Origin of the sequence: Longispora sp. NPDC051575 (assembly GCF_040681875.1) — a bacterium.
Lineage (GTDB): Bacteria > Actinomycetota > Actinomycetes > Mycobacteriales > Micromonosporaceae > Longispora.
Genome location: NZ_JBFAZP010000011.1, coordinates 118790 through 131491, shown reverse-complemented (window position 1 = coordinate 131491; position 12702 = coordinate 118790). Strand labels below are relative to the sequence as shown.

The following is a 12702-nucleotide window of genomic DNA, read 5'->3' as shown; positions in this document are numbered from 1 at the left end:
CCGATGAGGACTGTGGCACGCTGCCCGACATGCGCTGTGCTGCGGCATCGGCGCGCGTTGGGACTCGTGTGTACGGGGAGGGTGGCAGGTGGCTGTGCGGGCAAGGGCGTTCGTGTGCCGGCACGTCGCTCTCGCGGCCATCCTCACCGTCGGCGGCGGGCTGGTGGCGACCCCTGCCCAGGCCGGCCCGGACCAGCCGCCGAACCTGCGCGAGCGCTCGTGGTACCTGGGCGCGATGAACATCCCCGCCGCCCAGTCCGTGATCCGCGGCGCGGGTACGACGGTCGCGGTCATCGACACCGGGGTGGACCCCGACGGCCCGGCGCTGAGCGGCCAGGTGCTGCACGGTACGGAGATCACGAACGCGGGGACGACCGGTGACGGCCGCAACGACGAGGACGGCCACGGCACCGGGATGGCCAGCCTGATCGCGGGCAAGGGCGGGGACGACGACCGGCTGCTCGGCGCGGCCCCCGAGGCGAAGATCCTCCCGGTGAAGATCACCCGGCAGGCGGACGGCGCCTTCAGTACCGAGAACGTGTACCGGGCGGTCGTGTGGGCCGTCGACCACGGCGCCAAGGTGATCAGCATGTCCCTCGGCGGGCCGCCGACCCCGGACGCGGAGTGGAAGCGCCGCCTGGTGCAGTACGCGCTGGACCACGACGTGGTGATCGTCGCGGCCGCCGGGAACATCCAGCAGGGCCAGGACGGCCCCCAGGTGTCCGAACCGGCCGCGTTCCCCGGGGTGGTCGCGGTGAGCGCGCTGAACCGGCACGGGGAGATCTGGGCGGGTTCGCAGACCGGGCCGCAGGTCGTGGTGGCCGCCCCGGGCGAGCTGCTGCCGTTCGAGACCCGCACGGGCTACACGTCCGCCTCCGGTACGTCGGGGGCGACGGCGCTGGTCGCGGGGGTGGTGGCCCTGATCCGGGCGCGCTATCCGGACATGTCCGCCGCCGATGTCGTGAACCGCCTGATCCGCACGGCGCAGGACAAGGGCCCCAAGGGCCGCGACCTGCAGTACGGCTTCGGGGCCGTGGACGCCATGGCCGCCGTCGTCGCGGAGGTGCCCCGGGTCGACCGGTACCCGCTGCCGACCGTGTCCGGCGAGACCGTACGGCCCCAGGCGCTGACCGCCGGGCCGGCCCAGGATCGGGCCGAGGTCGCGCCGTGGCTGCTCGTCGGGGCGGTGCTCGCCGGGTTGGCTCTGCTGGCGACCGTGTTCTGGAGGGCGCAGATCACTGTGCCCCGATTTGGAGGAACGGGCCCCAGCCGCGTACTGTGGTCGAAGTTCACCCAGAGACCGCTGGTCACCGTACCTGAAAATGGTGTGGTTGAAGGTTCCGCATTGAGCGGACGGCCCGCGCAGGATGACGGATAGTCGCTCGACGCGGAACTTTCGCGTCCAACGCTCCGTGCGCCCTGCGCCGGGGCGTTTTCTCGTTACCGCGGACGACCACGTGGTCGGAGTAACGAGAGAGGAGGGACATGGCGGACAAGCCGGTCCGGGCCGACAAGGCCGATGCCGTCGCAGAGCTCGTGGACAAGTTCCAGAACTCTTCGGCGACTGTTCTGACCGAGTACCGGGGCCTGAAGGTCTCCCAGCTGACCCAGCTGCGGCGGTCGCTCGGACGTGAGACCACGTACGCCGTCGCCAAGAACACGCTGGCGAAGCGTGCTGCGGTGGAGGCGGGCCTCGAGGGGCTCGACGTGCTGTTCACCGGTCCTACCGCGCTCGCATTCGTCGGCGGCGACGCTGTCGAGGCTGCGAAGGGGCTCCGCGACTTCGCGAAGACCCACCCGCTCCTCGTGATCAAGGGCGGCGTCTTCGAGGGCAAGGCCATCTCGGCCGCTGAGGTCCAGAAGCTCGCCGACCTCGAGTCGCGCGAGGTGCTGCTGGCCAAGCTGGCCGGTGCCATGAAGGCGAACCTGAGCAAGGCTGCCGCCGTGTTCCAGGCTCCGCTGTCGAAGATGGCGCGTACGGCTGCTGCACTGCAGGACAAGAAGGCCGCCGGTGCCGAGGCACCGGCCGACGGCGCCGAGGCGCCGGCCGACGAGGCGAGCGCCGAGGCCTAACCCCAGGACTTCTGTCCTGTACATCCACCGACGTACCGTTACACGAAAGGACGCCTACCATGGCGAAGCTCACCCAGGACGAGCTGCTCGGCCAGTTCGAGAACATGACCCTTATCGAGCTCTCCGAGTTCGTGAAGGCGTTCGAGGACAAGTTCGACGTCACCGCCGCCGCCCCGGTCGCCATCGCGGGCCCGGCCGGCCCCGGTGCCGCTGCCGAGGCTCCGGAGGAGAAGGACGAGTTCACCGTCGTCCTCGAGAGCGCCGGCGAGAAGAAGATCCAGGTCATCAAGGAGGTGCGCGCGCTCACCAACCTCGGTCTCAAGGAGGCCAAGGACCTGGTCGAGGGTGCCCCGGCCAACATCCTGGAGAACGTCGCCAAGGACGCCGCCGAGAAGGCCAAGGCTCAGCTCGAGGCTGCCGGCGGTTCGGTCACGCTGAAGTAGTTTCACGTTTCACCGCGGGGGTGACCACTCTTTGGAGTGGTCACCCCCGCGTCGTTATCCCGTCTGTGTTCTGGAGCGACAAGCCTCTGACCTGCGTCGGAACGGGTAGCCGCCAGAACCGTTCGGCGTGGCGGCCGCGTTAGAGCGTGTGCCCCTTGACGGAGGGGGTCGGCTCCGGCAGGCTGTTTCCAGTAACACCGCTGCACCCAGAGGGCCGCTGCCAGTCACCGGAGCCTCCGCGGGTGGGGCCCACACCGGCACTATGACCGGGGGCTGCCGCGCCGCGTAGAGGCAGACCTGGCACCCGCCTGGACAGCCGTGCGCCTTTCGGCTACACTGCTAGTTTGCGCTGCCTTCTGACACCGGCCCAGTCTATAATGTCCGTTCTCGGCCATTTTCGGTCTGGTCTTTCAGGGTGCGCGTAAAACGGCCGTTGCAGTACAGGTCCTCGGAAGGACGCATCTTGGCAGCTTCCCGCCCTGCGAAGACCAGTTTCACGACTAGCGCATACGCCCCGCGCCGGGTCTCATTCGGCAGGATCAAAGAAAACCTCGAGGTCCCGAACCTCCTCGCTATCCAGACCGAGTCGTTCGACTGGCTCGTCGGGAACGAAGCGTGGCAGTTCCGGAACGCGGACGAGCAGATCGCCCGCGCCGGCCTCGAGGAGATCCTCGAAGAGATCAGTCCGATCGAGGACTTCTCCGGCACGATGTCCCTGTCTTTCTCCGCACCGCGCTTCGACGAGGTCAAGGCCTCGATCGAAGAGTGCAAGGAGAAGGACCTGACGTACTGCGCTCCTCTCTTCGTAACCGCAGAGTTCACTAACCACGGCACCGGCGAGATCAAGAGCCAGACGGTGTTCATGGGTGACTTCCCGATGATGACGCCGAAGGGCACCTTCATCATCAATGGCACCGAGCGTGTCGTCGTCTCCCAGCTCGTCCGGTCTCCGGGTGTCTACTACACCAAAGAGCCTGACAAGACGTCTGACCGCGACCTGTCGAGCGTCAAGGTCATCCCGAGCCGGGGGGCCTGGCTCGAGTTCGACATCGACAAGCGCGAGACGGTCGGTGTGCGTATCGACCGCAAGCGTCGGCAGGCCGTGACCGTCCTTCTGAAGGCCATCGGCTGGTCGGATGAGCAGATCCGGGAGCGTTTCTCCTGGTCCGAGCTCATGATGACCACCCTGGAGAAGGACCACATCGCCACGCAGGACGAGGCGTTGCTGGACATCTACCGGAAGTTGCGTCCCGGCGAGCCGCCGACGCGGGAGAACGCCCAGAACCTCCTCGACAACCTCTTCTTCAACCCGAAGCGGTACGACCTCGCGAAGGTCGGCCGGTACAAGGTCAACAAGAAGCTGGCTGTGGACGCCCCGATCACCACGGGCGTTCTGACCGACGAGGACGTCGTGTCGACGATCGAGTACCTCTGCCGGCTGCACGCCGGTGAGGAGGGCTACGAGTCCGACGACATCGACCACTTCGGCAACCGGCGGCTGCGCACGGTGGGCGAGCTCATCCAGAACCAGGTGCGCGTCGGCCTGAGTCGGATGGAGCGCGTCGTCCGTGAGCGGATGACCACGCAGGACGTCGAGGCGATCACCCCGCAGACCCTGATCAACATCCGTCCCGTCGTGGCGGCGATCAAGGAGTTCTTCGGGACGTCCCAGTTGTCCCAGTTCATGGACCAGAACAACCCCCTGGCGGGTCTGACCCACCGCCGGCGCCTCAGCGCGCTGGGCCCGGGTGGTCTGTCCCGTGAGCGGGCCGGCTTCGAGGTCCGTGACGTGCACCCGTCCCACTACGGCCGGATGTGCCCGATCGAGACCCCGGAAGGCCCGAACATCGGCCTGATCGGCGCTCTCTCGACGTTCGCGCGGGTCAACCCGTTCGGCTTCATCGAGACGCCGTACCGCAAGGTCGACGACTCCGGTCGGGTCACCGAGCAGGTCGACTACCTGACCGCGGACGAAGAGGACCGGCACGTCATCGCGCAGGCGAACGCCCCGCTGCGCGCCGACGGCACGTTCCTCGAGGACCGCGTCCTGGTGCGTCGGAAGGGCGGCGAGGTCGACTTCGTCACCCCGAAGGCCGTCGACTACATGGATGTCTCGCCGCGTCAGATGACGTCGGTCGCGACCGCCATGATCCCGTTCCTCGAGCACGACGACGCGAACCGTGCCCTCATGGGTGCGAACATGCAGCGTCAGGCCGTGCCGCTGATCAAGAGCGACGCTCCTCTGGTCGGTACGGGTATGGAGTACCGGGCAGCGGTCGACGCCGGTGACGTGGTCGTCGCCGAGGTCGCCGGTGTCGTCGAGGACGTCTGCGCCGACTACGTGACGGTGCACCAGGACGACGGCCACCGCCGGACGTACCTGCTGCACAAGTTCCGTCGGTCGAACTCCGGTTCCTGCGTGAACCAGAAGCCGGTCGTCATCGAGGGCTCCCGTGTCGAGGCCGGCCAGGTCATCGCCGACGGTCCGTGTACGGACCAGGGCGAGATGGCGCTCGGCAAGAACCTGCTCGTGGCGTTCATGCCGTGGGAGGGTCACAACTACGAGGACGCGATCATCCTGTCGCAGCGCCTCGTGCAGGAGGACGTGCTCACCTCGATCCACATCGAGGAGCACGAGGTCGACGCCCGCGACACCAAGTTGGGGCCGGAGGAGATCACCCGCGACATCCCGAATGTCAGCGAGGAGATGCTCGCCGACCTCGACGAGCGCGGCATCATCCGGATCGGTGCCGAGGTCGTCCCCGGCGACATCCTGGTCGGCAAGGTCACGCCCAAGGGTGAGACCGAGCTGACCCCGGAGGAGCGCCTGCTGCGCGCCATCTTCGGCGAGAAGGCCCGCGAGGTGCGGGACACGTCGCTGAAGGTTCCGCACGGCGAGACCGGCACGGTCATCGGGGTCCGCACGTTCAGCCGCGACGACGGCGACGAGCTGCCCCCGGGCGTCAACGAGCTGGTCCGCGTCTACGTGGCCCAGAAGCGGAAGATCCAGGACGGCGACAAGCTCGCCGGACGCCACGGCAACAAGGGTGTCATCTCCAAGATCCTCCCGGTCGAGGACATGCCGTTCCTCCAGGACGGCACGCCGGTCGACATCGTGCTGAACCCGCTCGGTGTTCCGGGCCGTATGAACATCGGCCAGGTGCTCGAGATGCACCTCGGCTGGGTGGCCAAGACGGGCTGGAAGGTCGAGGGCGAGGACGCCGAGTGGAAGAAGGCCCTTCGGGCGATCGGCGCGGACGAGTCCGGGCCGAACACCCGGGTCGGAACCCCGGTGTTCGACGGTGCCCGCGAGGAGGAGATCACCGGTCTTCTCGCGTCCACGATCCGCACCCGTGACGGGCAGCAGCTCGTCGAGGGCAACGGTAAGGCGAAGCTGTTCGACGGCCGCTCCGGCGAGCCGTTGCCGCACCCGATCGCGGTCGGCTACGTCTACATCCTCAAGCTGAACCACCTGGTGGATGACAAGATCCACGCGCGGTCGACGGGTCCCTACTCGATGATCACGCAGCAGCCGCTCGGTGGTAAGGCCCAGTTCGGTGGTCAGCGCTTCGGTGAGATGGAGTGCTGGGCCATGCAGGCGTACGGCGCCGCCTACGCCCTGCAGGAACTGCTCACCATCAAGTCGGACGACGTGCTCGGCCGCGTGAAGGTCTACGAGGCCATCGTCAAGGGGGAGAACATCCCCGAGCCGGGTATCCCGGAGTCCTTCAAGGTGCTGCTCAAGGAGCTCCAGTCGCTCTGCCTGAACGTCGAGGTCCTCTCGTCGGACGGCGTGCCCCTGGAAATGCGGGACCAGGACGACGAGGTCTTCCGCGCTGCCGAGGAGCTGGGGATCGACCTGTCGCGGCGTGAGCCGAGCAGCGTCGAAGAGGTCTGAAGTCGCGGCCGGCCCCGTGAGGGGCCGGCCACACCTCCGACAGACACTGACTGCCCGAGTAACTGAGTAAGGACGTAGACGAAGTGCTCGATGTGAACTACTTCGATGAGCTGCGGATCGGTCTGGCTACGGCTGACGACATCCGTCAGTGGTCGCACGGCGAGGTCAAGAAGCCCGAGACCATCAACTACCGCACCCTGAAGCCTGAGAAGGACGGACTCTTCTGCGAGAAGATCTTCGGTCCGACCCGGGACTGGGAGTGCTACTGCGGCAAGTACAAGCGGGTTCGTTTCAAGGGCATCATCTGTGAGCGCTGCGGCGTCGAGGTGACCCGGGCGAAGGTCCGCCGTGAACGCATGGGCCACATCGAGCTCGCCGCCTCGGTGACCCACATCTGGTACTTCAAGGGCGTGCCGAGCCGGCTGGGTTACCTGCTGGACCTCGCGCCGAAGGACCTGGAAAAGATCATCTACTTCGCCTCGTACGTCGTCACCAGTGTCGACACCGAGGCCCGGCACCGCGACCTGCAGACGATCGAGAACGAGATCCTCGCGGAGAAGCGCCAGCTGGAGAACCGTCGCGACGTCGACGTCGACGGCCGGGCCAAGAAGCTCGAGGCCGACCTGGGCGAGCTGGAGGCCGAGGGCGCGAAGGCTGACGTCCGCCGCAAGGTGAAGGAAGCCGGCGAGCGCGAGATGCGCCAGATCCGGGACCGGATCCAGCGCGAGATCGACCGCCTCGACGAGGTGCTCGACACCTTCCGCAAGCTCGAGCCGAAGCAGCTCGTCCCGGACGAGATGCTCTACCGCGAGCTCCGCGACCGGTTCGAGGACTACTTCACCGGCGGCATGGGTGCCGAGGCGATCAAGGCCCTCCTGCAGAACCTCGACCTGAACGAAGAGGCCGAGCTGCTGCGGGAGACCATCCGTTCGGGCAAGGGCCAGCGCAAGATCCGTGCCCTCAAGCGCCTGAAGGTCGTCGCCGCGTTCCTGAGCACCGGCAACTCGCCGCTCGGCATGGTGCTGGACTGCGTCCCGGTCATCCCGCCGGACCTGCGCCCGATGGTGCAGCTCGACGGTGGCCGGTTCGCGACGTCCGACCTGAACGACCTGTACCGGCGCGTGATCAACCGGAACAACCGCCTCAAGCGTCTGATCGACCTCGGTGCCCCCGAGATCATCGTGAACAACGAGAAGCGGATGCTCCAGGAGGCCGTCGACGCGCTGTTCGACAACGGCCGTCGTGGTCGTCCGGTCACGGGTCCGGGTAACCGGCCGCTGAAGTCCCTCAGCGACATGCTGAAGGGCAAGCAGGGCCGGTTCCGTCAGAACCTGCTCGGCAAGCGCGTGGACTACTCCGGTCGTTCCGTCATCGTCGTCGGCCCCCGGCTCAAGCTGCACCAGTGCGGCCTGCCGAAGCAGATGGCGCTGGAGCTGTTCAAGCCGTTCGTGATGAAGCGGCTGGTTGACCTCAACCACGCCCAGAACATCAAGTCGGCCAAGCGGATGGTCGAGCGTCAGCGCCCGGTCGTGTGGGACGTCCTCGAAGAGGTCATCACCGAGCACCCGGTCCTGCTGAACCGCGCGCCCACCCTGCACCGTCTGGGCATCCAGGCCTTCGAGCCGCAGCTGGTCGAGGGCAAGGCCATCCAGATCCACCCGCTCGTGTGTACGGCGTTCAACGCCGACTTCGACGGTGACCAGATGGCGGTCCACGTGCCGCTGTCCGCCGAGGCCCAGGCCGAGGCGCGGGTGCTGATGCTCTCGAGCAACAACATCCTCAAGCCGTCGGACGGCAAGCCGGTCACCATGCCCACCCAGGACATGATCATCGGGCTGTACCACCTGAGCCACGTGTCGCCGAAGGCGCAGCCGGACCCCCGGGTGTTCTCGAACGACGCCGAGGCCCGGATGGCGTTCGACGCGGGCGAGCTGCACCTGCAGCAGCCGGTGAAGATCCGCCTCGACGGCCTCACCGAGGTCGACAACGGCGCGTTCGACGCCCCGTGGGAGGCCCCCGAGGGCTGGGAGCCGGGTTCGCCGCTCATCGTCACCACGACGCTGGGCCGGGTCCTGTTCAACGAGACGCTGCCGGTGGACTACCGGTTCGTGAACTACGAGATCCGCAAGGGTCAGCTCTCGGTGATCGTCAACGACCTGGCGGAGCGGTACCCGAAGGTGCAGTTGGCGGCGACGCTGGACGCGCTCAAGGAGTACGGCTTCCACTGGGCGACCTGGTCCGGCGTCACGATCTCGATCGAGGACGTCGTCCAGCCGCCCAAGAAGTGGGAGATCCTCGGCCGGTACGAGAAGGACGCCGACCTGATCGAGAAGCAGTACAGCCGTGGTCTCATGACCGGTGAGGAGCGCCGCGGCGAGCTCATCGAGATCTGGACCAAGGCGACCAACGAGGTCGCCAAGGAGATGGAGACGGCGCTTCCGCAGGAGAACCCGCTGTGGGTCATGATCCACTCGGGTGCCCGTGGAAACATGCTCCAGCTCCGGCAGATCTCCGCGATCCGTGGTCTGGTGGCCAACCCCAAGGGCGAGATCATCCCGCGTCCGATCAAGTCCTCGTTCCGCGAGGGCCTGTCGGTCCTGGAGTACTTCATCGCGACCCACGGTGCCCGTAAGGGCCTCGCGGACACGGCCCTGCGTACCGCCGACTCGGGTTACCTGACCCGTCGTCTGGTGGACGTCTCGCAGGACGTGATCATCCGCGAGGAGGACTGCGGCACCGACCGCGCGATCCGGATGGCCATCGCGAAGGAGTTCGACGGCAAGCTGGTCGTCGACGAGCACGCGGAGTCCGGCGTCCACGCCCGCACCCTGGGCGACGACGTCAAGGACGCCAAGGGCAACGTCATCGCCACGGCCGGTTCGGACCTCAACACCCTGCTCACCGAGCAGCTGGTGGCCGCCGGGATCAAGGAGCTCCGGCTCCGCTCGGTGCTCACCTGCGAGTCCAAGCTCGGCGTCTGCGCGGCCTGCTACGGCCGGTCGCTGCCGACGGGCAAGAACGTGGACATCGGCGAGGCCGTCGGCATCATCGCGGCCCAGTCGATCGGTGAGCCCGGTACCCAGCTGACGATGCGTACCTTCCACACCGGTGGTGTGGCGGGTGACGACATCACGCAGGGTCTGCCGCGTGTCCAGGAGATCTTCGAGGCCCGGGTTCCGAAGGGCAAGGCTCCGATCGCGGAGACCCCCGGAAAGATCCGGATCGAGGACGGCGAGCGGATGCGCAAGATCATCATCGTGCCGGACGACGGTAGCGAGGAGATCGTGCACGACAAGCTCTCCAAGCGCTCGAAGCTCCGGGTGCACGAGGGTGGTCGGGTCGAGGTCGGCGAGAAGCTGGTCGAGGGCACGATCGACCCCCACGAGCTGCTGCGCATCATGGGTCCCCGCGCGGTTCAGGTCCACCTGACCGCCGAGGTCCAGAACGTGTACCGCTCGCAGGGTGTGCAGATCCACGACAAGCACATCGAGATCATCATTCGGCAGATGCTCAAGCGGGTCACGGTCATCGACTCGGGCTCCACGGAGTTCCTGCCGGGTTCGGTCGTCGACCGGGCGCAGTTCGAGGCGGAGAACCGTCGCCTCGTCGCCGAGGGTGGCGAGCCCGCCTCCGGCCGTCCGGTCCTGATGGGTATCACCAAGGCCTCGCTGGCCACGGACTCGTGGCTGTCGGCCGCCTCCTTCCAGGAGACGACCCGGGTGCTCACCGACGCGGCGATCAACGCCAAGTCGGACTCCCTGATCGGCCTGAAGGAGAACGTGATCATCGGAAAGCTCATCCCGGCGGGTACTGGCATCAGCAAGTACCGCAACATCCGGGTGGAGCCGACCGAGGAGGCCAAGGCCCGGGTCTACTCCATGACGGGCTACACCGAGGTCGACTACGGCTTCGGTCCGGCGAGTGGTCAGGCCGTCCCGCTGGACGACTTCGACCTGGGCTCGTTCCGGTAGAAGTGACGCTGTAACTCTGGCCGGGTCCCTGCGGGGGCCCGGCCAGAGTGCATGATGGGGGAGTGGCGTACCCGATGCTCACCCAACCGCTCCGGCACCCGGCCGACCCCGACCCGACGGCGTCGACCAAGGCGCGCGCCGTCCTGGTGCTCGGGATCGTCGCGCTCGTCACGGGCCCGATGGTCGGCGGCCTGGTCCCCGCGTGGATCGCGCTGCTCCTGGCCCGCCAGGCGACGGCGGATATCGACGCCGCGGCCGGTTTCCTCACCGGGCGGCGTTCCGTCCGGATCGGCACCGCCCTGGCCTGGGTCGGGGTCGCGCTCGCGGCCACCGCGCTCGTGCTCGCGGTCGTGATCGGCCTGCTGCACCTCGTGCCGACCGGCGCGGGTCAGGACTTCGACTCGCACACGTCGTAGTCGTAGGTCAAGATGGCTGCATGACGCAGGACCACGGGCAGACACCGCCACCCCCGCCGGAGCCGACACCGTGGGCGGCTCCCTCGCCGTGGGAGGTGTCGCGGGAGCAGGCTCCCGTGGTCGCGGCCCCACCGGCCCCACCGGTACCCCAGATGCCCACCGGGCCCGCTCCGGTGCCGCAGTGGCACCGCCCGCCGCCACCACCCCGCCAGCCGGGCCCTGGGGTCGCCATGGCCGCTGTGCTCCCCGGCCCCGGCGGTGACTTCAATCTCGCCTACCCCGCGGTGCGCCCGATCCAGTCCGGGGTCGCCCTCGGGTCGCTGGTCGCCGGGATCGCCTCCCTGCTGGTCTCCATCGCCGTGCTCTGCTTCGGGGTGACCGGGGCCCAGGGCGGCTGGGGCGCCCAGGTGGCCGGCGCGTTCGCCGTGCTGGGGGCCGCCGCGGGGCTCGCGGGGCTCGCTCTCGGGTTGGCCGCGCTCCGTCAGATCCGGCGGGCCCGGGGCGAACTCACAGGCAAGGGGATCGCCGTCGCGGGGCTGTGCTGCGCGGGGGTCGGGCTCCTCTCCAGCGTGGGGGCGCTGCTCCTGGCAGTGGTGTTGAGCACCTGACGGGTACCGGCGCGGGGTCTACAACCCGACCAGGTACTCTGGTATAGAGCATCCGCCACGGTGACTCGGGCCACGATGAGCACGCCTCGGCACTCCTCGTTTTGACCTACGTTCTCATAGTGGGTACTCTTTCCCCTTGTGCCTGGGCATCCCCAGGCCATCGTGCGTGCGTGTCGGCTAATCCCGTACGTCCGCACGAGCCCAGATCCGATCGGATCCCCATCCGATCGGGGAGCGCAGACGGCGACACGCCCGAGCGCGGGGGTCGAAGCTCAGGCTTCATCAGCACAGGCATGCACTATCTGACAGCTTTGCTTTAAGAGCTAGTGAACGGCCCGGCCGCGGCGCGCGGCGCCGAGGCCGGAGGGAGCGGAGAGACCCGGTGCCAACAATCCAGCAGCTGGTCCGCAAGGGCCGTCAGGCGAAGACGAGCAAGACGAAGACGCCTGCGCTCAAGGGCAGCCCGCAGCGGCGTGGCGTGTGCACTCGCGTGTACACCACCACCCCCAAGAAGCCGAACTCGGCCCTGCGGAAGGTCGCTCGTGTGCGACTCACCAGCGGCATCGAGGTAACGGCCTACATCCCGGGCGTCGGCCACAACCTGCAGGAGCACTCGATCGTGCTCGTGCGTGGTGGTCGTGTGAAGGACCTTCCCGGTGTCCGTTACAAGATCATTCGCGGTTCGCTCGACACCCAGGGTGTCCGGAACCGTAAGCAGGCTCGCAGCCGCTACGGCGCGAAGAAGGAGAAGAGCTAATGCCGCGTAAGGGCCCCGCCCCGCGCCGGCCGCTCGTTGCGGACCCGGTCTACAACTCCACGATCGTCACCCAGCTGGTCAACAAGATCCTGCTGGAAGGCAAGCGTGGCCTGGCTGAGCGCCTCGTCTACGGTGCCCTCGAGGGCGCCAAGGAGAAGGCCGGCACCGACCCGGTCGTCATCCTGAAGCGCGCGCTGGACAACATCAAGCCGACCCTCGAGGTCCGCAGCCGCCGTGTTGGTGGCGCGACCTACCAGGTGCCGGTCGAGGTGCGCCCGCAGCGTGCCGTGACCCTCGGGATGCGCTGGCTCGTCCAGTACAGCCGGGCGCGTCGCGAGAAGACGATGACCGAGCGGCTCATGAACGAGCTGCTCGACGCCAGCAACGGCCTCGGTGCCGCGGTGAAGCGTCGCGAGGACACGCACAAGATGGCCGAGTCGAACAAGGCCTTCGCGCACTACCGCTGGTAGAACGCGACGGATGCCTGCGGCGGGGGAACCTGCCGCGGGGATCCAGCAGCTGAGCCCGGCGGCCGG

General features: G+C 67.8%; 9 protein-coding genes. All 9 read left to right on the top strand.

Annotated features, from left to right (window positions below; all coding sequences use genetic code 11):
* Nucleotides 1-88 precede the first annotated feature (88 nt).
* The 9 genes from AB0M43_RS31590 to rpsG all read left to right on the top strand — a co-directional run bounded on the left by AB0M43_RS31590 (nucleotide 89) and on the right by rpsG (nucleotide 12636).
* Nucleotides 89-1378, top strand: a complete 1290-nt coding sequence (locus AB0M43_RS31590) for a S8 family serine peptidase (protein WP_363729494.1) — start codon at nucleotides 89-91, stop codon at nucleotides 1376-1378.
* A gap of 107 nt (nucleotides 1379-1485) precedes the next feature.
* On the top strand, nucleotides 1486-2073 hold the full coding sequence (rplJ, locus tag AB0M43_RS31585; protein WP_363729491.1) for a 50S ribosomal protein L10: 588 nt from the start codon (nucleotides 1486-1488) through the stop codon (nucleotides 2071-2073).
* Between the two features lie 59 nt (nucleotides 2074-2132).
* Nucleotides 2133-2516, top strand: a complete 384-nt coding sequence (gene rplL, locus AB0M43_RS31580; protein ID WP_363729489.1) for a 50S ribosomal protein L7/L12 — start codon at nucleotides 2133-2135, stop codon at nucleotides 2514-2516.
* Between the two features lie 463 nt (nucleotides 2517-2979).
* Nucleotides 2980-6414, top strand: a complete 3435-nt coding sequence (locus AB0M43_RS31575) for a DNA-directed RNA polymerase subunit beta (protein ID WP_363729487.1) — start codon at nucleotides 2980-2982, stop codon at nucleotides 6412-6414.
* Between the two features lie 83 nt (nucleotides 6415-6497).
* On the top strand, nucleotides 6498-10385 hold the full coding sequence (locus AB0M43_RS31570) for a DNA-directed RNA polymerase subunit beta' (RefSeq protein ID WP_363729484.1): 3888 nt from the start codon (nucleotides 6498-6500) through the stop codon (nucleotides 10383-10385).
* Between the two features lie 74 nt (nucleotides 10386-10459).
* A complete protein-coding gene (locus tag AB0M43_RS31565; RefSeq protein WP_363729883.1) occupies nucleotides 10460-10801 on the top strand; it encodes a hypothetical protein in 342 nt (113 codons plus the stop codon).
* A 230-nt stretch (nucleotides 10802-11031) separates the two neighbouring features.
* Complete coding sequence (locus tag AB0M43_RS31560; RefSeq protein ID WP_363729483.1) at nucleotides 11032-11409, top strand: hypothetical protein; 378 nt, start codon at nucleotides 11032-11034, stop codon at nucleotides 11407-11409.
* Between the two features lie 382 nt (nucleotides 11410-11791).
* On the top strand, nucleotides 11792-12166 hold the full coding sequence (gene rpsL, locus AB0M43_RS31555) for a 30S ribosomal protein S12 (RefSeq protein ID WP_197006655.1): 375 nt from the start codon (nucleotides 11792-11794) through the stop codon (nucleotides 12164-12166).
* Nucleotides 12166-12636, top strand: coding sequence for a 30S ribosomal protein S7 (rpsG, locus tag AB0M43_RS31550; RefSeq protein WP_197006656.1), 471 nt, complete (start codon nucleotides 12166-12168; stop codon nucleotides 12634-12636). Before rpsL ends, rpsG begins: the two co-directional genes overlap by 1 nt.
* The last annotated feature ends 66 nt before the right edge of the window (nucleotides 12637-12702 follow it).